Genomic DNA, 20,883 nt, shown 5'->3' on the forward strand with positions numbered 1-20,883 from the left:
GCTGGTGCGATCGCGACAAATACGCGCTGCCTCTGCAAAGGCCCGTAGAATACTGACTAGGCTGAGTGCCATAGCGAACTGACAAAATGCGTAATTCTCTGCGGCAGGCCCACCGGGGCGTGCAGGCATTGTCGATCGGTGAGGGTCCAGCCTTTACCCAACCCTTAAGATTTACGCCTATTGTGATGGGACTATCATCCTACGGTGACTGCAATGTCTAATCCTTTTCAGCAGCTAAAGGATACGTTTAGGACTATTGGATCCAATCTCACCACAGAGGCAGCTACTACGGCTAAGGCCTCTCTGCGGGAATGGCTGGAGGCCAACGCCGACGCGCTTCAAAATCGGCACAAGCAGGGAGAGTTTAACGGCACGATGATGCAGTATTTTCACTGGTACAGCCCCGCCGACGGCAACCACTGGAATCACGTTAGGGAGGAGGCCCAGGCCCTGGTTCGCGCGGGCATTACGGCCCTGTGGCTGCCCCCTGCCTATAAAGGTATCGGCGGCGGCTACGACGTGGGGTATGGGGTTTATGACTTGTTTGACCTGGGGGAATTTGATCAAAAGGGAACGGTTCGCACCAAATATGGAACCAAAGATGAATTTGTGGCAGCTGTCAACACCTGCCGCAATCTAGGCCTGAATATCTACGCCGATGTGGTGTTTAACCACAAAATGGCGGCGGATGTTGAGGAGGAGTTTAATGCAACTCCAATGGATCCGAGCGATCGCCATCGGCCCCTGGGCGAGATGCGCAAGATCAAGTCTTGGACAGGCTTTAATTTTCCGGGCCGGGGAGACAAATACTCAAGCATGAAGTGGCACTGGTATCACTTTGATGCGATCGACTACAACAGCTTTGAACCCGACTACAAAGCCGTTTGGCTGATGGAGGGCAAAACCTTTGAAGACAAAGTGAGCTGGGAATTGGGCAGCTTTGACTACCTGATGGGCTGTGATCTCGACATTGACCACCCCGAGGTATGCGGCGAGCTGAAATACTGGGGCGAGTGGATGCTTGACCACATCGGTGTAGACGGCTTTCGGGTCGATGCGATTAAGCACATTTGCGGCGACTTCTTTGTCGATTGGCTGGGTCACCTAGAGCACTATGCCCAGCGAGATCTGTTCTGCGTAGGTGAGTACTGGACCTACGATTTAGGGGCGTTGAGTTGGTATGCCGGCAATTCGGGCGGTCGATTAAATCTCTTTGACGCACCGCTGCACAACAATTTTCACCAGGCCAGCAAAGCAGGTAGCAGCTACGATCTGCGCACTATTTTTGACAATACCGTGGTGAAAGAAATGCCCCTGCTGGCGGTCACCCTGGTCGAGAATCACGACACTCAACCTCTACAGGCCTTGGAGTCAGTAGTAGAAGCGTGGTTTAAGCCCCTGGCCTATGCCCTGATTTTGCTGCGGGAGGAAGGCTACCCCTGCATCTTTTACTGCGACTACTATGGTGCCCACTACGTAGACAAAGGCCGCGACGGCCATGAGTATGAGATCTGGCTAGATTCGCACCGGGAGATTTTAGACCGGCTGCTGATTGGTCGCAAGCATTTTGCCTACGGCCCCCAGTACGACTACTTTGATCACCCCAACGTGGTGGGCTGGACTCGCCTGGGCTCGGACAGCCACCCCCGAGCAATGGCGGTACTGCTGAGCAACGGGGCAGAGGGCACCAAGTGGATGGAGGTAGGTAAGCCCAACACCACCTTCTACGACCTGACGGGGCATATTCCCCAGACGATTACCACCAACGAGGACGGCTGGGCGGAGTTTCGCTGCAACGGCGGGTCGGTGTCGGTGTGGGCAGAAGAACATCCAATTTTGGGATCGCTGCTGGGTCTGCTGCCGGGGTAGATATAGCTGTAGCCAGTTTGGTTGAGACATGGCTCCTATGAGCGCTCAAACGTTTGAACGTTCATAGGGTGTTTCTAGATGTCCTACCCAACGTGCCTATGGCTATGGCTATAGCAAAAGCTTGGCTGAGCTAGGGGCTGCACTGGGGGGCGATCGCATCTATCCCCAAAGCAGCTTTGAGGGTGCGCAAGCTACCGCGCCAGCCGACGGGTCATCTTCCATGGGATAGAATTTTATGCCGCGAAAAGTTAAGCTGTGTAACGCCCGCTCATTTTTTGCTCAAGCAGCTGGGCGTTTGTCTCTATGGTTAAATTGGTACTTTCGTGCAAGTAGATCGCGTTTCGACCGGGGCTACAGATGCAGAGCTGTCAGCCTATGTTCGATCAGCTCAGGAATTAGACTTCACCCTTCAAGATCTCAAAGCTGCTATTCCCGCCCGCTGTTTTCAGCCTTCTGCAATTCGCTCACTGGCCTATTTCTGCTTAGATATTGGGATTATTGCCGCTCTGTATGCCCTGGCCCATGCGGTCAATTCCTGGCTCTTTTTTCCTGTCTTTTGGCTGGCCCAGGGCACCATGTTTTGGGCTCTTTTTGTGGTGGGTCACGACTGCGGCCACGGGTCATTCTCTCACCATAAATGGTTAAACAACGTCGTCGGACACCTGGCCCATACGCCCATTTTGGTGCCTTACCACGGCTGGCGTATCAGCCACCGCACCCACCACGCCAATACAGGCAACATTGACACCGACGAGAGCTGGTACCCGGTTGATGAATCGACCTATCGGACTATGCCGGCGGTGCAAAAGTTTATTCGGTTTTACGGCTCTCTGCTGGCCTATCCGTTCTACCTGTTCTTCAGATCGTCGGGACGTAGCGGATCACACTTTATGCCCAGTAGCGATCTGTTTCGCCCTTCGGAGCGCCGCGATGTGCTGGTCAGCACCCTGTGCTGGGCAGCTATGGTTTTGGCGTTGGCCTGGCTGGGGGTGACCAACGGCCTGCTGTTTGTGGTGCAGTACTACGTGGCACCCTATCTAGTGTTTGTCATGTGGCTAGATTTTGTGACGTTTTTGCATCACAGCGAGCCAAATATTCCCTGGTATCGGGGAGATGAGTGGTATTTTCTCAAGGGGGCGCTGTCGACTATTGACCGCGACTACGGCTTTATCAACCCCATTCACCACAACATTGGCACCCACGTGGCCCACCACATTTTTCTGAGTATCCCTCACTATCATCTAAAGACAGCGACTGAGGCCATTGTGCCTGTTTTGGGCAGCTACTACCGGCGCTCTGAGGAGCCGGTGTGGCGAAGCTTTGCTCGGTCATTTTGGGCCTGCCACTATGTAGCCGATCAGGGCGCTAAGGTTTACTATCAGCCCCAACCCAACCATCGCTAACCCCGATCGCGCCTGAAATACCCCTCGCTCAGGGCTGCTTCGGTAGTCCCAGCGATGAAGTGGGCAGTTTAGAATCAGTGCGGTTCTAGGCTGCCCACTTTAGTTTGGAGTTGGGGGTTTGGAGCTGGCATTTAGTTCTTGTAGCAGCGCTTTGGCGATGACCCTGCCTTTAATTTCGGCCATTATTTGCACCCATAACCGGGCCAGCTATTTGGGGGCTGCGATCGCCAGCCTGCTGGAGCAAACCTATGTCAACTATGAAGTCATCGTGATTGACAATGCTTCAACCGACGATACAAAGGCGGTGGTTGAGGCCTTCCAGCCCCGGCTGACCTACCTGTACGAGGGGACGCTGGGGCTATCGGCGGCGCGCAACCGGGGAGCGGCGATCGCGCGGGGCAGCATTCTGGCCTACCTAGATGACGATGCCGAGGCCTCGCCGCAGTGGCTGGCGGCGTTGGCAGAGGCCTTTGCGAACCATGCCCAAGCCGCGATCGCGGGCGGTGCGGTGAGCCTAATCTGGCCCCAGGGCATAGCCTCCCCCCGCTGGCTATCGCCGACGCTGGCAGAGAGCCTGGGGGCATACGATCTAGGCCCCGGCCTTCGGCTCATTACTGACCCGGGTCAGACCCCACGGGGTCTCAACTACGCCGTCAAAAAGTCCTTCCTCGATGCCGCTGGCGGCTTTGACCCCCAGCTGGGACGGGTCGGCAAAAACCTGCTCTCTAACGAAGAACTGCACCTGACCCAGCAGGCCCTGGCCAGCGGCTTTGAGGTCCTGTTTGTGCCCCAGGCGCAGGTAGCCCACAATGTTGCCCCCGAGCGGCTGCACCCGGGCTGGTTTTTGCGCCGGAGCTGGTGGCAGGGCATTAGCGAGTGCTACCGCGAACACCTGACCCGCACCCTGACCGGGCAGCGGTTGAAGGTGCGAAGTATGTGCCTGCTGCGGGGGCTGGCTAAGGCAATTAAAAGCTGGCCAGACCCCGCCCTGCGGTTTGAAAACCTGGTCTATGCCTACGGCCAGTTGGGCTACGTGTTTAGCGGCCTGCGCCACCTGCTGCCTGGTCTCAGGTCCAGAGCCTGCCCTTGATCTCTGCTTTTAATCTATCGAGGCTACAGTGCTTCCATTGCCTGCTCACCCAACCCACGATTTGAAGAGAATCCACCATGTCTACGACGCCCCCTAAGGTACCTATCTCGGTGCTGATACCGGCCAAAAATGAGGAGCAAAACCTGCCCGCCTGCCTGGCCAGCCTGGAGCGGGCGGCGGAGATTTTTGTGGTGGATTCCCAAAGCAGCGATCGCAGTGCAGCCATTGCCAAGGCTGCCGGAGCCAAGGTGGTGCAGTTTGAGTTTAATGGCCACTGGCCCAAAAAGAAAAACTGGGCCTTGGACAATCTGCCGTTTAGCCACGAGTGGGTGCTGATTGTTGACTGCGACGAGCGCATTCCCCCCGCGCTGTGGGACGAAATCGAAGGGGCCATTCGCCAGGGAAACGTCGATGGCTACTACCTGAACCGTCGGGTCTTTTTTCTGGGCACCTGGATTCGCCACGGCGGCAAGTACCCCGATTGGAACCTGCGCCTGTTCCGCCACCAAAAGGGCCGCTACGAAAACCTGCAAACTGCCGATATTGCCAACACTGGCGACAACGAAGTGCACGAGCACGTGATGATCGAGGGGGCGGTAGGCTACCTCAAACAGGACATGCTCCACGAAGACTTTCGGGACCTGTACCACTGGCTGGCCCGCCACAACCGCTACTCCAACTGGGAGGCGCAGGTCTATTACAATCTGCTCACCGGGATGGAGGACGGCGGTACCATTGGCGCCAATCTGTTTGGCGATGCGGTGCAGCGCAAGCGGTTTCTGAAGAAAATTTGGGTGCGCCTGCCGTTTAAGCCTCTGCTGCGGTTTGTGCTGTTTTATGTGCTGCGGCTGGGTTTTTTAGACGGACGGGCAGGCTATATCTACGGGCGGCTGCTGAGCCAGTACGAGTACCAGATTGGGGTCAAGCTGTTTGAACTGCGCCAGTTTGGGGGACAGCTAAATGTTACCCCCAAGGCAAGCGCAGCGTCGCCCCAGTCTGCGATCAAACCCTCGATTGTTTCGATAGAATCGGCCCCCTAAGACCTGTTAATAGTGGCTGGTAATGACGGTTCCTGCTCCTGCTAATTCCGGTGAGTCTTTTGATTGGGGAGGCGATCGCCCCTGGGTGCAGCTCAATACCTACGACCAGTCCTGGTATAAACCAGGGCGATCTAAGGCAGTTATTCTGCTGTGGTGGCTGCTGCAAGCGGTGATCTTTCCGCTGACGCCCCACGCCTTCCACGGGCCAAGGTGCTGGCTGCTACGGCGGTTTGGGGCCACCATCGGCCAGGGCGTAGTGATTCGCCCGACGGCGCGGTTTACCTATCCGTGGAATGTGGCCATTGGCGACCACAGCTGGATTGGGGACGATGTGGTGCTCTACAGCCTGGTGCAGATCACCATCGGCCAGCACTGCGTGATTTCGCAAAAAAGCTACCTGTGCACCGGCAGCCACGATATCCAAGATCCCCACTTTGGCCTGGTGGTGGCGCCAGTGAGGATTGAAAACGGTGCCTGGGTGGCGACCGACTGCTTTGTCGCGCCTGGGGTAACGGTGGGAGCTAACAGCGTGGTGGGGGCGCGCAGCAGCGTATTTAAGTCGCTGCCGCCGGGACAAATTTGCTACGGCAACCCCTGTCGGGCCGTTGCCCCGCGCCGCATGGCGACAGACTAAAAGATTCTGCGATCGCCTCAGGGATGACCCTACGCCGCTGCCCGAGTCCTCGGATGGCTCGCAGAGGCGGTTTAAATCTTTATCGCTTGTCGGTTAACATTTCAATGCACAGTGCCGACACCATTGATCTAAGCTAATAGTCTGGTGGCGGCATCTGCCCGTCGGATCAGCAACAGCGGTAGGCATTCGGCCCACCTTTGAGTTTTAGCGATCGCGGCCTTGCTTAAGCAATGTCAATCTGACTACGGATTAGGAGAATTCGGAGTAGGATGGCTCTATGCCAGTCGGGGTAGACTGTTTGACCTGGGGCGCGCACGGTTTGTTAGCCCTGTCCCCGGTGGCAGCGCGAATACGTCACATAAAGGTTCATTGCTCCAATGCCAAACGCCCACCGCACATTTCAGATCGAAAGCTCGCTGGATACCAACAACGGCCACAAATCCTTTGAAATGCCGGGGGCCAAACCCCACTACAACCCCGATCGCCCCGGCCAGGTCGAGCACATTGCGCTAGATCTCAGCCTCGATCTGGATAACAAAATCTGCGCGGGCACCTGCAAAATTCGCATCAACCCCGTGCGCGATGGGGTCGATAGCCTGACGCTGGACGCGGTGAACCAGCAGATTGAGTCGGTAAAGGTGGGCAGCGCCAAGCAGGACTTTGACTACGACGGCGAGCGGCTGGTGGTGCGGCTGAAAAAGCCCGCGATCGCGGGGGAAGCCTTTACCGTTGCGATCGCCTATCGCCTGGTGCAGCCCGAGCGCGGCCTCTACTTCATTGGCCCCGACAAGCACTACCCCGACAAGCCCGTGCAGGTGTGGACCCAGGGCGAAGACGAGGACTCCCGCTTCTGGTTTCCCTGCTTCGACTATCCCGGTATGCTCTCCACCTCAGAGATTAAGGTGCGGGTGCCCGCCGCTTACCAGGTGGTCTCCAACGGCGAACTGGTCGACACCAGCGAAGACGACGGCCACAAGGTCTACCACTGGCACCAAAAACAGGTGCACCCCACCTACCTAATGGCCCTGGCGGTGGGCGAGTTCGACGTCATCCAAGACCAGTGGCAGGATATTCCCGTCACCTACTACGTGGAGAAGGGCCGCCAAGACCAGGGGCAGCTCACCATGGGCAAAACGCCCCGCATGGTGGCATTCCTGAGCGAAAAATACGGCTATAACTACGCCTTCCCCAAGTACGCCCAGGTGTGCGCCGCCGACTTTATCTTTGGCGGCATGGAAAATACCTCGGTGACGATTCTCACCGATCGCTGCCTGCTGGACGAGCGGGCTGCGATCGACAACCGCAATTCCGAATCCCTCGTCGTCCACGAGCTGGCCCATCAGTGGTTTGGCGACCTGCTGGTGATCAACCACTGGAGCCACGCCTGGGTGAAGGAGGGCATGGCCACCTACTCCGAGGTGATGTGGACCGAGCAGGAGTACGGCGCCGATGCCGCCGCCTACTACCGCCTGGGCGAGGCCCGCAGCTATCTGAGCGAAGACAAGAGCCGCTACCGCCGCCCCATGGTCACCCACGTGTATCGGGAGGCGATCGAACTCTACGATCGCCACATTTACGAAAAAGGGGCCTGCGTGTACCACATGATTCGCGCGGAGCTGGGCGACGCCCTGTTCTGGAAGGCGATTCAGACCTTTGTTAACGACAACGCCCACCAGACCGTGGAAACCATCGATCTGCTGCGGGCGATCGATAAAGCCACCGGACGCAACCTGCGCCCCCTGTTTGACCAGTACGTGCTGCGCGGCGGCCACCCCGACTACAAAGTCGCCTACAGCTGGGACGGCGACAGCAAGCTGGCCAAGCTCACCATTACCCAAACCCAGGCCAAGGACGGCGACACCAGCAGCACCAGCGGCCTGTTCGACCTGCGCATCCCGATCGGCTTTGGCTACCTGGGCCGGGGCAAAACCACCAAGGTCGAGGTCAAGCCCTTTACCGTGCGCATCCACGAGCGGGAGCAGGCGCTGTTCTTCCCCCTGGAGAAAAAGCCCGACTTCATTAGCTTTGATGTGGGCAACCACTACCTCAAGACCGTGGAGCTGGAGTACCCGGTGGCCGAACTCAAGGCCCAGCTCCAGCACGACCCCGACCCCCTGTCGCGGATTGAGGCGGCGATCGCCCTGGCCAAAAAAGGCAGCTTAGAGGCCGTCGCCGCTCTGGGCACCGCCCTCACCGATGACTCCTTCTGGGGCGTACGAGCCGAGGTGGCCGAGCAGCTGGCCTCGGTCAAGCTCGACCAGGCGGTGGAGGGCTTGCTCAAGGGCCTCGATGACCCCGAAGCCCGCGTCCGCCGCGCCGTGGTGGACGCCCTGGGCGACATCAAAACCCCCGAAAGCTACAAAGCGCTCAAGACCATCGCCGAAAAAGGCGACCCCAGCTACTACGTCGAAGCCGCCGCGATTCGCTCCCTGGGCAAAGTTGGGGCTGCCGACCTGGACGGCAAAGCTAAAGACAAGAAAACCCTGAAGCTGCTGGAGAGCATTCTCAAGGAGCGCCAGGGCTGGAACGAAATGGTGCGGTCGGGGGCGATCGCAGCCCTCAGCCAGTTCAAATCCTCCGAAGAGGCGCTGGAGCTGGTGCTGAAGTACACCGAAATCGGCACGCCCCAGGCTCTGCGCCTGGCGGCGATTCGCGCCCTGGGAGCGATCTCCAAGGGCCAGAGCAAGCCCAACGTGGAGCGAATTTTGGACCGCCTGGACGCGATCGCTCACGAGAGTTTCTTTCTCACCCAGGTCTCTGCGGTGTCGGCCCTCAGCGGCATCGAGACCGGGCGCGCCATCAGCGTGCTGCAATCGCTGGCCGACCACACCCCCGATGGCCGGGTGCGCCGCCGCGCCGAGGAAGCCGTGCAGCAGGTGCAAAAGGCGATCGGCAAGGACAAAGCGGTGGAAAAACTGCGCCAGGAAGTTGACGATCTTAAAAAGTCTAACCAGGAACTCAAGAGCCGTTTAGAAACTTTGGAAGCTAAAGCGAAGTAATCACAAATGCCGGTTGGCTTTAGGCTTTCCACATTCATGGCTTTTTCATAAAGATTCGCTGATTCATCTCGATGGGTAGGAAACACTCTGGATATAATCATCCACAAGACTAAGCCTGTTCAATAAAAACCTGGTTTTCTCTATGCATCAAATACCTAGCGGAGTAGACTTTGCTGATTTATTAAAAAAAGCAGTTGAGGAAGCCTTGAAAAATCGTGGCAATGTAAATGTTTTAATTGCAGGAAAAACAGGTGTAGGCAAAAGCACTCTCATTAATTCTATCTTTCAAGGTAATCTTGCCGAAGTGGGTCAAGGGCGACCAGTTACTACAAATACTCGAGAAATCACAAAAGAGGGAATCCCCTTGTCAATCTTTGATACAAGGGGACTTGAAATCGCCAAATTCGACGAAACACTTTCAGCTCTAGAAAAGTTTGCAAATGACCGTAGCAGAGAGATAGATCCTGGCAAGCATCTTCACGTAGCTTGGATATGTATTTCAGAAGATAGTCGCAGGCTAGAGGAAGGCGAAGTCACACTTGCTAAAATGCTTGACCATTACATGCCAGTAATAGGCGTGGTCACGAAGTCAAGAGCTGACAATGGCTTCAAAGACTATATTCTTGAGGAACTTCCTTTTCTTAGGAATGTGATTCGAGTGAGAGCTATAAAAGATGTCTTTGAAGATGGTCATGAACTTCCTCCTTGCGGCTTAAAAGAGCTTGTCGACTTGACAATTGAAGTGGTCCCTGAAAGTGTAAAGAATGCTTTTACTGCGGCACAGAAAGTTTCACTGAAGGCAAAAATCAACCGTTCTCATAAAATTGTTGCTGCCGCTGCCGTGACTGCTGCTGGGATTGGTGCTGCTCCCGTCCCTTTTGCTGATGCTTTAGGTCTAGTTCCTACGCAAGTCAGCATGCTAGCTGGAATTAGCGCTGTGTTTGGGTTAGAAATAACTACTGCATTCCTTGGCACATTACTTTCTGGTTCAATTGTTGGTGCTGGCGGGACAGTTGGAGGGAGAATCTTAGTTGCCAATATGCTCAAGATGATACCCGGTGCTGGGACGCTTGTGGGAGGAATGATATCTGGCAGTACTGCGGGTGCTCTAACAGCCTTATTCGGAGAGGCTTACATAGCGGCACTATGTACTCTACTCAGCAGTAGTCCTGATAATCAGCCAACGGCTCAGCAAATCTCTGATGCTTTCAAGGTTGAACTTCAAAGGAAAAGTTTCCCATCGCTTTTAGGTAATTGATATTTTGAGTATGCCTTTGAATAGCTCTTTAAATTTTTGGAAGGTTGATCTCGGTAGCTATAGAATAGGCAAAGGGTTACCTCTATCCCTTTACAGCAATTAGATACATGCCTAAGAAAGTTCGAGAGTTGAAACGATGGTTGCGTCAGGCAGGTTTCCAAGAAATTCCGGGTAAAGGGAGTCACACAAACTGGGTACATCCTTGCTATTCCGGAAAAATTACCATTTCTGGTAAGGAAGGCGCAGACGCAAAACCCTATCAGGAGAAAGAAATATCTCAAGCGATTCAGATAGTAAAGAGACAGCAAAATGACTGACCATCTTAAATATCAAATGGTTATCCAATGGTCTGAGGAAGACGAAAGCTTTTTGGTAGGCTTTCCCGATTTTCCGGGCCAGCAATGGCGCACGCATGGAGATACTTATGCTGAAGCTGCTGCTAACGGCATCGAAGCGCTGGAATCTCTTGTGATTGCCTATCAAGCTACTGGGGAGTCTCTGCCACAGCCCAACGTCATTTGCACCGCTGCATGAAGCAGTCAGTAAATCGTAATCAGTAACTGAGTCAACTTTCTACAAGAGGTTGGCAGAAGATGTCTGATACGGAATCACTAAACCTTGGCAACAGGGGATTGCTCAGGGCGTCGCCTTTCAAAAGTGTCCCGCCTAAGTGAAGCTGAGCCTCGTTGCGCGATGAATTTCTAGGGTTTTGAGCTGCCAGTTGACGATCCAATATTCCTGCACCCAGTAGCGCGAGTAGAGTTTGAGCTTGACATCTTTGTCGCGCTGCTTGTTGAGCTCGCCTACAGATGGCGCTGTCGGTCTACAGCGTGACCGGCGACTCGACATACACCGTCGGCTCTTGCAGGGTGAACTCAATGCCGTAGCCCTGCAACTCGCTGACGATGGTATCGTTAGCCAGCTCCAGCAGGCGCTTGCGCAGTTCAATCGAACTTTCGCTAGAGCCCAAAATAAAGAACGTCACCCGCGCCCGACTGGCGGCAAAACCGCCGTTTTGGGAAGGCTCCGTCGCCGCCGGAAAGCTGATGTTGGTGCTGCCGGGGTCAATGCCAAACAGCAATTCGGTGCTGCGGGTCACCACCTGCTTCACCAGGGCCGCATCCTCTTCGCGCAGGGGCCGCGAAAAGTCCATGTACAGCATCACCATCACCTTTTTGGCCCGGCTGACGTTTTCAATTTCTTCATTGACCAGCTTCGAGTTGGGGACGATAATCAGCGTGCTTTTGGCGGCGGTGCGCAGCTTGGTCGATCGCAGCCCAATTGACTCGACCCGGCACAGCTGGCGATCGCCCTGGCGAATGTACTCGCCCGGCACAAAGGGGCGATCGAGATACAGCACTAGGGTGCTGAGCAACTGCTCCAAAATCTTTTGGGCGGCCAGGCCCAGGGCAATGCCGCTAATCCCCAGGCTGGCGATCAGCCCCACCAGGTTAAACCGCTGGCTCTGGGCAAAGGCCAGCACCGCAATAAAGCCGATAATCACATTGGCCAGGGTTTCAAACACCAGCAGCAGTTCATCGACCTCGCGCCCCATGCGGCGCACCATTTTAATGCCGTACACCCTGACAAACTGGCGAAACAGGCGCGACGCCAGCCAGGCTACGCTCAAAATAGTCGCCAGATCGACCAGGGGCCGAAAAAAGCCGTAGAGACCCGCCGAAGCCTGCTGTAGCCACACCATCGACAGCGACACCAGCAGCAGCGTGCCCGCCAGCTTAACCGCGCCTCTGATCGGCACAATCAGGTTGTTGTAGACGACCGCCCCCTGCTGGGGCGAAAACCGCTGAATAATTAGCCCCACCAGCCCCGGCGTGTAGCGACCCACCAAAATCGCCAGCAGCAGCGCCACCAAAAACACCGCCATCGGCGGCAGCGCCAGGAGCTGTACATCAACGGTATTGAGAAGTTCGCGGAGGGTCACAGGCGGTAGTTAAGATGGCGGCGGTGGGGTGTCTGTAGTGCAAGGGAAGGCCCGCTAAACCGTGATGGGAGCATCCACATACACCGTTGGCTCTTCAATATCAAAGGCAATCCCGTACTGCTTCAGCCGATGGGTGAGCTGCTGGCTGGCCACATTGAGCAGCTGGCGACGAATCTCCATGGAGCTGTCGCCCGATCCCAAAATAAAGAAGGTGATCTGAGCCTGGGAGAGCCTGCCGCTGTCGAGATCGCGGAAGGCAATGTCGGTACTGCGGGGGTCGATGCCCGACAGCTCCTGGGTGCTTTCTAAAATCACCTGGCGAATCAAGGCCTGCTCTTCGGTGGTCACGGCCCGGTACAGGTTGAGGTAGGTAATCGCCATTACCTTCTTGGCCCCGGAGAAATTCTCGACGGTGGATTGAATGATCACATTGTTGGGCACGATCGCCAGCGACCCCTTGCCCGACACCCGAATTTTGGTCGAGCGCAGGCCGATCGCCTCGACCCGGCCAAAGGTGCCGTCGGGTAGGCCAATGTAGTCGTCCACGCCAAAGGGATGATCGACATAGATTACCAGCCCGCCCAGCAGCTGCTCCAGCACCTTTTGGGCGGCAAAGGCCACGGCAATGCCGCCCACTCCCAGACTGGCGATTAGGCCAAAAATATTCAGGTCGTGGGTTTCAGAAAAAGCCACCACCAGAATCAGCAGAATGCCGACGTTAGCAAAGAACCGCGCCAGCACTAAAATTTCGCTGTTGCTCTTGCGGCCCTCCTGAAGGGCGGCATCGAGCAGGTAGGTGTTGAAGTAGGCCCTAAAGCTGCCCGCTAAAAACCAGCCCAAAACCACGGTGAAACCCAGGGTGAGGGGAATTTCCAGATAGGGGTACCACCGCACCTGCAAGTCTCGTTTGAGGATCAGGTAGGCGACTAAATCCAGCAGGGCCAGCACCAGCACCCCTTGCAGCAGCGCCTCCTGGGGCTGAACCACCAGGCGATAAAATTTGTCGGCCCGGCCCGCGACAAAGCGGCGCAGCAGCCAGTTCACTAGGCGAGAGAGCACGTTGCCCGAAAAGTAGGCCAGGGCGGCAATTAGCCCCAGCAGCCCCAGCCAAAAGAGAGAGGGGTGCTCGCCTGACAGGCGGAAAATTTGAGTATATAGCTCTGACATTGACGGTGAGGAATGGTTGACGCTGGCCTATCCCGGCAAAAATTCACGGGGGCGCTTGCTCCGGGGGCGCTGGACCAGCAGGGGCGTTTAGCTCGAGTAGCCTCCGCGCTAAGGATAGCCGTAATTGAGAATTACGACGCCCCTCGCTGGGAAGATATTGGCGCGATCGCCCCAGCCCCAGTGCTGACAGTGCCCCAGGCCCAGCTGGCAGGCCGCAGGCGCAAAAAAGCTGAAGAAATCGGCAGAATTCTGCGGCGGCTTCTATGGTGGGGGTGCCGACAGACGGAGCGATCGCCCCCATGCCCCTATCTACTACTCCCACAAACTGGGCCGCCCTGCAAAACGGCTCCGACATTCGCGGCGTTGCCCTCGATGGCGTTGCCGGGGAAGCCGTCAATCTCACCCCAGACGTGGCTAACCTCCTGGGTAAGGCCTTTGCCACCTGGCTGGCTGACGAGCTGAGCCTGCCTGCGACGGATTTGGCGATCGCCGTGGGTCGCGACAGCCGCCTCTCTGGGCCAACCCTGATGGCGGCGGTGATTGACGGCATGACCGCCCTCGGCTGCCGGGTGATGGATGTGGCCATGGCCTCGACTCCGGCCATGTTTATGAGCACCGTGCTGCCAGAGTTTAGCTGCCACGGCGCGATTATGCTCACCGCCAGCCACCTGCCCTTCAACCGCAACGGGCTGAAGTTTTTTACCCAATCGGGCGGCTTGGGCAAAGGGGATATTGCGCGCATTTTAGAGCGGGCTGAGCAGGGCGACTTCGCAGCCGCCGCATTCCCCGGCCCGGTAGAGCACCGCGACCTGATTGCCGCCTACTCAGCGACCCTGGTGCAGCAGATTCGCCAGTCGGTCAACCACCCCGGCAACTTTGACCAGCCCCTCCACGGCCTCAAGATCATCGTCGATGCGGGCAACGGCGCGGGCGGCTTCTACGCCAGCCAGGTGCTTGAGCCGCTGGGGGCCGACACCACGGGCAGCCAGTTCCTCGACCCCGATGGCACTTTTCCCAACCACATGCCCAACCCCGAAAATGAGGCGGCAATGGCCTCGATCTGTCAGGCGGTGGTGGCTCACGGGGCCGACTTTGGCATCATCTTCGACACCGATGTCGATCGCGGTGCGGCGGTCGATGAGAATGGGCGCGAGCTCAACCGCAACCGACTGATCGCGCTGATCGCAACGATCGTGCTGCAAGCGCACCCCGGCTCCACCATCGTCACCGACTCGATTACCTCCGACGGGCTGACCCAGTTCATCGAGGGCGATCTGGGCGGCATTCACCACCGCTTTAAGCGCGGCTACAAGAATGTGATCAACGAAGCGGTGCGGCTGAATGAATCGGGGCAGGCGGCCTGGCTGGCGATCGAAACCTCCGGCCACGGCGCGATGAAAGAGAACTATTTCCTGGATGACGGAGCCTACCTGGTCAGCCAGCTCCTGGTAGAACTCGCCAAAACCCGTCTGGCTGGCAAGCGTCTGACTGACTTAATCGCGACGCTGCAAGAACCCGAAGAAAGCAGAGAGTTTCGCCTCAAAATTTTAGAGACCGACTTTCAACCCTACGGTAACAGCGTCATCGACCGGCTCCAGGGGTTTGTAGCTACCCAGAGCGACTGGGAAGTGGTACCCAAAAACTACGAGGGCGTGCGCGTCGCCTGCCAGGCTGCTGACGAAAACGGCTGGTTTTTGCTGCGGCTGTCGCTCCACGATCCGGTGCTGCCGCTGAATATTGAGTCGAATGTGGCGGGTGGGGTAGCTAAAATAGCGGCACGACTCAGGACTTTTTTAACAACGCTGGCCGACATAGATATTGCGGCTTTAGAACGTGAAAGGTAACTATGGGATCTTTTTCTAACCTGCCCAAATGGGCGATCGCAGGCCTGGCCTTTCCCCTCATTTGCCTCAACGGCTGGCTGCTGTACTGGCTGGGGGGGCTGCTACAGCCCGCTACCAGCATTGTCATCACCGCCACGCTGATTGCCTTTTTGCTCGACTACCCCATCGACTGGTTAGAGCATCGCGGCCTGGCCAGAAGCCTGGCGGTGGCACTGGCGGTGCTGCTAGCCGTTGTGGTTACTACGGTATTGGTCACCTTTTTGGGGCCTCAGGTGTGGCAGCAGCTCAACGACCTGGCCGAACGATTACCGGGCTGGATCGATCGCGCCAAAACCCAGCTGCTGCTGCTCGAAGATCGCACCGTCTTTCAAAACCTGCCCATCAACCTCGATCAGCTCACGGTAGAGGCCGCCAACCAGCTTACGAACGCTTTGCAAGCTACCACCACCCAGGCGATTAGCGTTACCCTCAGCACCCTCGACAGTGCAGTTAACCTGCTAGTGACTGCGGTGCTGGCCATTTTGTTAGTCATTAACGGCGACCCGCTGTGGGAAGGTCTGCTAAGCTGGCTGCCCGCCCCCTGGCGATCGCAGATTCGCAGCTCGCTGCGGCCCAGCTTTCAGGGCTACTTTTCGGGGCAGGCCACCCTGGCGCTGATTTTGGCGGTGGCCCAGTCAACCGCCCTGATTTTGCTCAATGTGCCCTTTGGTCTGCTGTTTGGCCTGGTGATCGGCCTGGTCAGCATCATTCCCTTTGGCGGTACGGTGGCGGTACTCGGGGTGAGCAGTCTACTGGCGTTTCAAGACATTTGGCTGGGTCTTAAGGTGCTGGGCGTCGCGATCGTGCTGGGGCAAATTAACGACAACTTGGTGGCCCCGCGCCTGATGGGCGGCATCACCGGACTCAACCCTGCCATCATCATCCTGGCTCTGCTGATTGGGGCCAAGTTCGCCGGTTTTTTGGGCCTGCTGCTAGCCGTACCCACCGCCAGCTTCATCAAAAAAACTGCCGATTCCATTCGCGAACCGGGTCACGAGACCGAGCTAGAGCCGCTTCAGAGCGGTGTCCTGGAGTCTAAGCCGCTGTAGGGACACCGGATATTCACGCCCCTAAAACCAGCTCCCTTAGTCAACGTCACTAATGTCCCCTAGCTCCCTTGGGGCGGCTTCGCCGACAACTTTGCTCAGGGAACGGCTGTGACTCTGCGCTAGCTTTCAACTTTGGTCCGAGCCGCCTTCAAAATGCTGTCGAGCAGGCCAGGAAACGCCGCCTCTAAGTCATCGCGGCGCAGCGAGTTCATGTGCTGAGTGCCCTGCTTGCGGCAGTGCAGCACCCCAGCCTCGCGCAAAATTTTGAAGTGGTGGGAGAGGGTCGACTTTGCCACCCCCAGGTCCAGGTCAGAGCAGGACAATTCGTCGTTGTTGGCTAACCGCTGCACAATTTCGAGCCGCACGGGGTCGCCCAGGGCATACAAAACCCCCTCCAAGGCGATGTCTTTGCAGTTGGGATGATGAATAGGTCGCATAGTTGCATTATGCCACGGCAGGCGCTATAGTTTGATTGTTCGATTTTTTCGAATAACTGAAATTTCCCCAGTTGGCGGAGGTGTTCATATGTCCGCAGTTGCAAGTATTACCCAAGATACATTTCAGTCCGAGGTGCTAAAAAGCGATGTCCCGGTGCTGGTAGATTTTTGGGCGCCCTGGTGTGGCCCCTGCCGCATGGTAGCCAGCGTTGTCGATGAGATGGCCCAGCAGTATGAGGGGCAGCTCAAGGTGGTCAAGGTCAACACTGACGAGCAGCCCGGCATCGCCTCCCACTACGGCATTCGCAGCATTCCTACCCTGATGGTGTTTATGGGTGGTCAAAAAATGGAGCAGGTGGTTGGGGCTGTGCCCAAGGCCACCCTCGCCAAAGCGATCGAGCCGTTTCTAAGCTAATCCTTAGCTTCTGGTTGATCGCTTTGAAGGGTTACCTCGGAGGCGAAGAAGTAGGGGGGAAGCAGCGGTGGCAGCGCCGCCGAGCCGATGCTTTCTGCGGCCTAGGCTGTCTACAGCCAGATGCATCCCCTTTCGCCCTCCTACATCTTTCCCCCTCCTACATAAAGACGGCGGATGTGGTTTTCTAAGGTCGCTATCTGCCCTGACTTAGATCTTAATTCAGCCATGCCCTGGCCTCAGCTCTAGCTATCGCAAAGGAAATTCCTATGTCTACTGAAAAGAACTTGTTTACCCCTATTCAGCTGGGCGCGTACGAGCTGCCCAACCGCGTCGTTATGGCCCCCCTGACCCGCAACCGGGCCGGGGAAGGCAATGTGCCTCAGCCACTGAACGCTCTCTACTACCAGCAGAGGGCTTCCGCTGGGCTGATTATTAGCGAGGCGAGTCAGATCTCTCCCCAGGGGCAGGGCTACCCCGCGACTCCCGGTATTCACAGTGCCGAGCAAATTGCTGGATGGCAGCAGATCACCCAGGCTGTCCATGCCAGGGGGGGGCGCATTTTTCTCCAGCTCTGGCATGTGGGCCGTATTTCGCACCCCTCCCTACAGCCCGACGGGGCCTTGCCCGTAGCTCCCAGCGCCGTTCAACCCAGGGGCGATGCTATGACCTATGAGGGTATGCAGCCCTTTGTCACCCCCAGGGCGCTAGAGCTCGATGAAATCGCCGGGATTGTCGACCAGTATCGCCAGGCCGCTAAAAATGCCCTGGAGGCGGGCTTTGATGGTGTTGAAGTGCACGGGGCCAACGGCTACCTGCTGGATCAGTTTTTGCGCGACGGCACCAACCACCGCACCGATGCCTACGGCGGGCCGGTCGAAAATCGCGCCCGCCTGCTGCTGGAGGTGACCCAGGCCGTGGTAGATGTCTGGGGCAGCGATCGCGTTGGCGTCCGTCTCTCCCCCAGCAGCACCTTCAACGACATGACTGATTCTGACCCCAAGGCTACCTTTGGCTACGCCATTCAGGCGCTCAACCCGTTGAACCTGGCCTATCTGCACCTGCTAGAGCCCAGCGAGTCAGATCTGCGCCACGGCGGCACGGCTATCCCCACAAAAGAATTCCGCTCGCTGTACAACGGCCTGCTGATGGTGAACTGGGACTACGACCGGGAGTCGGGCAATCGGGCGATCGCCAGCGGCGATGCCGACTTAGTCTCCTACGGCAAGCTGTTTATTGCCAACCCGGACCTGCCCGAGCGGTTTGCCAAAGACGCGCCTCTCAACGAGCCAAATCCTGACACCTTCTACGGCGGCGGGGCCGAAGGGTACACCGACTATCCCGCGCTGGCGGCCTAGGGCTGATTTCGAACCGTCTGATCGATTGCCTGATTCACCCATAGGTCCAGATCGCGCCTGATCTGGACCTGCCTTTGTAGGCAGCGGCGGGATGGTGTGCGATCGCGGGGAAGGCCAGTGGCTCTAAGGCTAAGCATGGAGCTATAGTCCCTGGGCTATGGGAGCTGCCACTAGCCCACCAAAGCGGCGTTGGCGGCCCTGGTACCACCGCAGGGCCTGGTAAAAAGCGGCGCGATCGAACTCGGGCCACAGCAGGTCGGTAAAGTACAGCTCGGTGTAGGCCAGCTGCCAGGGTAAAAAGTTGCTCAGCCGCTGTTCGCCGCTGGTGCGAATCAGTAGATCGGGGTCAGGGAGGGGATGGGTCAGCAGCGCTCTAGACAGGGTCTCTTCATCGATTTGGTCTAGGGACAGGGCACCGCAGGACACCTGCTGGGCAATGTGCCGTGTGGCGGCCACTAGCTCCTGGCGACCGCCGTAGTTCACCGCCACATTAAACTGCACCCGCTGGTTGTGCCGAGTCGCTGCCATCGCCTCTTGCATGAGATCTTGCAGGCGATCGGGCAGGGGTGACAGGTCACCCAAAAACCGAATTTGCACGCCCTCGCGCTGCATTTCGACCATTTCGCGGCGCAGCAGTCGGTCAAACAGGCGCAGCAGAAAGCCGACCTCCTCCATCGGTCGCCGCCAGTTTTCGGTCGAGAAGGCATAGACCGTCAAGGCCCCAATGCCCCAGTCTTTGCAGCAGCGCAGCAAATCTTTGACCGTTTTGGCCCCCTGGCGGTGGCCCGCCACGCGCGGCAGACCCCGCTGGGTCGCCCAGCGACCGTTGCCATCCATAATCACTGCTACGTGGGCGGGAAGGGCATCGAAATGAAGATCGATCGGGAGCGTTGAAAAGTCATTTACCTGGGTCATAGCTAAATGCTCAATTAAATATAGGACTCGATAAATAGGGCCAAACCCGTTGGCCAAAAGCGCCGGGATTAGAGCCAGCAGACTGCGGCATGGGTTTCTGGACTATGGCCGATCGCAAGGTAGCAGTGGGGCTAGGGAGCCAGGGGAGTCGGAACGGTGGCTTGATTTCCGTCCAGCAGTACCAGGGCTTAGTCCTGCCGCTTAAATTCCTTTCTCGACATGAAGGAGGCTTTGAGTTATCCAGGCTTTCCTTTGCATAGTTCCCTCTTTGGCCTTCCCAGGCCATCTTGTAGAATGCTGCTCAGAAAAATGTGGGCCAAATAGATGCTCCAGGTAAGGTCGCGTTAGGGATCGATCCCACCGCCACAGCACCCGCATCACCCGATCGAAGGTATAGAGAAATGCAGCGCGATGGCTCAGGTTCCACTGGCCTCAGGCCAGTTCGCCAGCCATACGCTTTAGGGTGTGCATCAGACTGCCCTGGAGCCCTGGCTGTCGGCACTTTTGCACCGTAGCCTGGGCCAGCGTGGCGGCCATCATGCCGAGGCCGGTTTCGGGGTAGGCCCAGCGACCAAAGCCCCAAAATTTGGTCATATGGTTGACCTCATCAACTAGTAGTTCGCCTAGCACGGCCTGGAGCGGCCCGGTGGTGTAGGCCATCATCCATAGGTAAAGGCAGGCGGCGCCGTACTCAGTGGCCGTGCGGTGCAGCCCGTGGCGGTAGAGGTCAGCGCGGGGGCTGCCGCTGGGGGTGTAGGGCCGGGCGGAGTGGGGTACGGGTGTGGGCCGATCGCCAGACAGACGGCAGTAAAGGTTTATAAGCGCTGGGGTATGGCGTTTTTCTTCCAGCTCCCACAGCCCCGGTGAGATCACCTGCCCGGCGGCATCTGCGGTACCTCCCACAAACTGGGCCATCGGCGGATGGAAATGCGCCAGGTATTGGCGGCTGGCCTGGGTGTAGCCGCGAATAGGGGCTTCGGTATTGATGGTGCCGAGCAAAATGGCGCAAAAGGTCTCCAGGGAAATGCCTATCACCTGATCGGGGTGAATCTCGCCCCAGCGCACCGGACTCCAGCGGCGAGGCCGAGGAGCCTGAAACTGATGGGGTAGATCGGCGAGGCGATCGCGCAAATGCTCGACAGTTACATACCGTTGGGTTAGTCTGGCAATCCGCTGTCTGGCCAGCCCGAGGCCAAGGCCAGGCTGCCAGGGGCCAGCCAAATCATCCTTGTAGAGGGGCGAGAGATTCGTGATCGCGGTCATATTTAATACGCTTTGGATACGCTACGGTTGAGTAACTTCACCGTAGCGGCGGCAACGCCTACCGTCAGTCGGGCAGAGTCGGCCCTGGCTCAAAACACAAGTGTCCTGAGAGACGGAAAAAGGCGGAATCCGTGAGCTTAAAGGTGAAAGATATAAAAATCTCG

General features: G+C 57.4%; 19 protein-coding genes. 13 read left to right on the forward strand and 6 right to left on the reverse strand.

The window, feature by feature from the left end:
* The first annotated feature begins 213 nt into the window (after positions 1 to 213).
* From LEPTO7104_RS0121355 to LEPTO7104_RS0121390, 9 genes are all read left to right on the forward strand, one after another.
* Positions 214 to 1,869 (forward strand): alpha-amylase, encoded by a 1,656-nt coding sequence (locus LEPTO7104_RS0121355; protein ID WP_017300632.1) that lies wholly within the window; start codon positions 214 to 216, stop codon positions 1,867 to 1,869.
* A 323-nt stretch (positions 1,870 to 2,192) separates the two neighbouring features.
* A complete protein-coding gene (locus LEPTO7104_RS0121360) occupies positions 2,193 to 3,272 on the forward strand; it encodes a fatty acid desaturase (protein WP_017300633.1) in 1,080 nt (359 codons plus the stop codon).
* A gap of 157 nt (positions 3,273 to 3,429) precedes the next feature.
* Entirely contained in the window at positions 3,430 to 4,362 is a 933-nt protein-coding gene (locus tag LEPTO7104_RS0121365; RefSeq protein WP_017300634.1) for a glycosyltransferase family 2 protein, read from the forward strand.
* A 77-nt stretch (positions 4,363 to 4,439) separates the two neighbouring features.
* A complete protein-coding gene (locus tag LEPTO7104_RS34780; RefSeq protein WP_017300635.1) occupies positions 4,440 to 5,402 on the forward strand; it encodes a glycosyltransferase family 2 protein in 963 nt (320 codons plus the stop codon).
* A gap of 22 nt (positions 5,403 to 5,424) precedes the next feature.
* Positions 5,425 to 6,036, forward strand: coding sequence for a hormogonium polysaccharide biosynthesis acetyltransferase HpsU (hpsU, locus tag LEPTO7104_RS0121375; RefSeq protein WP_017300636.1), 612 nt, complete (start codon positions 5,425 to 5,427; stop codon positions 6,034 to 6,036).
* A 377-nt stretch (positions 6,037 to 6,413) separates the two neighbouring features.
* Positions 6,414 to 9,035 carry a M1 family metallopeptidase gene (locus tag LEPTO7104_RS0121380; protein ID WP_017300637.1) on the forward strand — a complete coding sequence of 874 codons (2,622 nt, stop codon included), beginning with the start codon at positions 6,414 to 6,416 and terminating at the stop codon, positions 9,033 to 9,035.
* A 142-nt stretch (positions 9,036 to 9,177) separates the two neighbouring features.
* On the forward strand, positions 9,178 to 10,293 hold the full coding sequence (locus tag LEPTO7104_RS0121385; RefSeq protein ID WP_017300638.1) for a YcjF family protein: 1,116 nt from the start codon (positions 9,178 to 9,180) through the stop codon (positions 10,291 to 10,293).
* Between the two features lie 107 nt (positions 10,294 to 10,400).
* Positions 10,401 to 10,610 (forward strand): type II toxin-antitoxin system HicA family toxin, encoded by a 210-nt coding sequence (locus LEPTO7104_RS38520; protein WP_071527291.1) that lies wholly within the window; start codon positions 10,401 to 10,403, stop codon positions 10,608 to 10,610.
* The gene (locus tag LEPTO7104_RS0121390; protein WP_040695581.1) at positions 10,603 to 10,827 is read left to right on the forward strand and encodes a type II toxin-antitoxin system HicB family antitoxin; all 225 of its coding nucleotides are present in this window, start codon (positions 10,603 to 10,605) and stop codon (positions 10,825 to 10,827) included. Before LEPTO7104_RS38520 ends, LEPTO7104_RS0121390 begins: the two co-directional genes overlap by 8 nt.
* Positions 10,828 to 10,959: 132 nt before the next feature.
* On the opposite strand, the gene LEPTO7104_RS41765 is transcribed toward LEPTO7104_RS0121390, so the two are convergent.
* From LEPTO7104_RS41765 to LEPTO7104_RS0121400, 3 genes are read right to left on the reverse strand one after another with little or no spacing between them, the layout of a single operon-like run.
* Positions 10,960 to 11,142: a Uma2 family endonuclease gene (locus tag LEPTO7104_RS41765; protein WP_225887024.1), complete on the reverse strand. Its 183-nt coding sequence runs from the start codon at positions 11,140 to 11,142 to the stop codon at positions 10,960 to 10,962.
* Entirely contained in the window at positions 11,117 to 12,235 is a 1,119-nt protein-coding gene (locus LEPTO7104_RS0121395; protein ID WP_017300640.1) for a mechanosensitive ion channel domain-containing protein, read from the reverse strand. The genes LEPTO7104_RS41765 and LEPTO7104_RS0121395 overlap by 26 nt, the downstream gene beginning before the upstream one ends.
* Positions 12,236 to 12,289: 54 nt before the next feature.
* Positions 12,290 to 13,402, reverse strand: coding sequence for a mechanosensitive ion channel family protein (locus tag LEPTO7104_RS0121400; RefSeq protein ID WP_017300641.1), 1,113 nt, complete (start codon positions 13,400 to 13,402; stop codon positions 12,290 to 12,292).
* A gap of 299 nt (positions 13,403 to 13,701) precedes the next feature.
* Here LEPTO7104_RS0121400 and LEPTO7104_RS0121405 point away from each other — a divergent pair, with 299 nt between their 5' ends.
* A complete protein-coding gene (locus LEPTO7104_RS0121405; protein ID WP_040697207.1) occupies positions 13,702 to 15,246 on the forward strand; it encodes a phosphomannomutase/phosphoglucomutase in 1,545 nt (514 codons plus the stop codon).
* Between the two features lie 2 nt (positions 15,247 to 15,248).
* Entirely contained in the window at positions 15,249 to 16,334 is a 1,086-nt protein-coding gene (locus LEPTO7104_RS0121410; protein ID WP_017300643.1) for an AI-2E family transporter, read from the forward strand.
* A 119-nt stretch (positions 16,335 to 16,453) separates the two neighbouring features.
* On the opposite strand, the gene LEPTO7104_RS0121415 is transcribed toward LEPTO7104_RS0121410, so the two are convergent.
* Positions 16,454 to 16,771, reverse strand: a complete 318-nt coding sequence (locus tag LEPTO7104_RS0121415) for an ArsR/SmtB family transcription factor (RefSeq protein WP_017300644.1) — start codon at positions 16,769 to 16,771, stop codon at positions 16,454 to 16,456.
* Between the two features lie 88 nt (positions 16,772 to 16,859).
* Here LEPTO7104_RS0121415 and trxA point away from each other — a divergent pair, with 88 nt between their 5' ends.
* Both trxA and LEPTO7104_RS0121425 read left to right on the forward strand, forming a co-directional pair.
* Entirely contained in the window at positions 16,860 to 17,186 is a 327-nt protein-coding gene (gene trxA / locus LEPTO7104_RS0121420; protein WP_017300645.1) for a thioredoxin, read from the forward strand.
* Positions 17,187 to 17,452: 266 nt separating this feature from the next.
* Positions 17,453 to 18,541: an alkene reductase gene (locus tag LEPTO7104_RS0121425; RefSeq protein WP_017300646.1), complete on the forward strand. Its 1,089-nt coding sequence runs from the start codon at positions 17,453 to 17,455 to the stop codon at positions 18,539 to 18,541.
* Positions 18,542 to 18,682: 141 nt separating this feature from the next.
* Here LEPTO7104_RS0121425 and LEPTO7104_RS0121430 read toward each other — a convergent pair whose 3' ends face one another.
* Both LEPTO7104_RS0121430 and LEPTO7104_RS34785 read right to left on the reverse strand, forming a co-directional pair.
* Positions 18,683 to 19,456, reverse strand: a complete 774-nt coding sequence (locus tag LEPTO7104_RS0121430) for an isoprenyl transferase (protein WP_017300647.1) — start codon at positions 19,454 to 19,456, stop codon at positions 18,683 to 18,685.
* A 432-nt stretch (positions 19,457 to 19,888) separates the two neighbouring features.
* On the reverse strand, positions 19,889 to 20,719 hold the full coding sequence (locus LEPTO7104_RS34785) for a hypothetical protein (protein ID WP_017300648.1): 831 nt from the start codon (positions 20,717 to 20,719) through the stop codon (positions 19,889 to 19,891).
* Positions 20,720 to 20,883: the final 164 nt, after the last annotated feature.

Source organism: Nodosilinea nodulosa PCC 7104 (assembly GCF_000309385.1).
GTDB lineage: Bacteria > Cyanobacteriota > Cyanobacteriia > Phormidesmidales > Phormidesmidaceae > Nodosilinea > Nodosilinea nodulosa.

What these genes read in the sequence shown, in the direction of transcription:
- LEPTO7104_RS0121425 (WP_017300646.1), top strand. Translation starts at nt 17,453, where the DNA reads ATGTCTACTGAAAAGAACTTGTTTACCCCTATTCAGCTGGGCGCGTAC.
- trxA (WP_017300645.1), top strand. Translation starts at nt 16,860, where the DNA reads ATGTCCGCAGTTGCAAGTATTACCCAAGATACATTTCAGTCCGAGGTG.
- LEPTO7104_RS38520 (WP_071527291.1), top strand. Translation starts at nt 10,401, where the DNA reads ATGCCTAAGAAAGTTCGAGAGTTGAAACGATGGTTGCGTCAGGCAGGT.
- LEPTO7104_RS0121430 (WP_017300647.1), bottom strand. Translation starts at nt 19,456, where the DNA reads ATGACCCAGGTAAATGACTTTTCAACGCTCCCGATCGATCTTCATTTC.
- LEPTO7104_RS0121405 (WP_040697207.1), top strand. Translation starts at nt 13,702, where the DNA reads ATGCCCCTATCTACTACTCCCACAAACTGGGCCGCCCTGCAAAACGGC.
- LEPTO7104_RS0121415 (WP_017300644.1), bottom strand. Translation starts at nt 16,771, where the DNA reads ATGCGACCTATTCATCATCCCAACTGCAAAGACATCGCCTTGGAGGGG.
- LEPTO7104_RS0121365 (WP_017300634.1), top strand. Translation starts at nt 3,430, where the DNA reads ATGACCCTGCCTTTAATTTCGGCCATTATTTGCACCCATAACCGGGCC.
- LEPTO7104_RS0121390 (WP_040695581.1), top strand. Translation starts at nt 10,603, where the DNA reads ATGACTGACCATCTTAAATATCAAATGGTTATCCAATGGTCTGAGGAA.
- LEPTO7104_RS34780 (WP_017300635.1), top strand. Translation starts at nt 4,440, where the DNA reads ATGTCTACGACGCCCCCTAAGGTACCTATCTCGGTGCTGATACCGGCC.
- LEPTO7104_RS0121385 (WP_017300638.1), top strand. Translation starts at nt 9,178, where the DNA reads ATGCATCAAATACCTAGCGGAGTAGACTTTGCTGATTTATTAAAAAAA.
- hpsU (WP_017300636.1), top strand. Translation starts at nt 5,425, where the DNA reads ATGACGGTTCCTGCTCCTGCTAATTCCGGTGAGTCTTTTGATTGGGGA.
- LEPTO7104_RS0121380 (WP_017300637.1), top strand. Translation starts at nt 6,414, where the DNA reads ATGCCAAACGCCCACCGCACATTTCAGATCGAAAGCTCGCTGGATACC.
- LEPTO7104_RS0121410 (WP_017300643.1), top strand. Translation starts at nt 15,249, where the DNA reads ATGGGATCTTTTTCTAACCTGCCCAAATGGGCGATCGCAGGCCTGGCC.
- LEPTO7104_RS34785 (WP_017300648.1), bottom strand. Translation starts at nt 20,719, where the DNA reads ATGACCGCGATCACGAATCTCTCGCCCCTCTACAAGGATGATTTGGCT.
- LEPTO7104_RS0121400 (WP_017300641.1), bottom strand. Translation starts at nt 13,402, where the DNA reads ATGTCAGAGCTATATACTCAAATTTTCCGCCTGTCAGGCGAGCACCCC.
- LEPTO7104_RS41765 (WP_225887024.1), bottom strand. Translation starts at nt 11,142, where the DNA reads ATGTCGAGTCGCCGGTCACGCTGTAGACCGACAGCGCCATCTGTAGGC.
- LEPTO7104_RS0121355 (WP_017300632.1), top strand. Translation starts at nt 214, where the DNA reads ATGTCTAATCCTTTTCAGCAGCTAAAGGATACGTTTAGGACTATTGGA.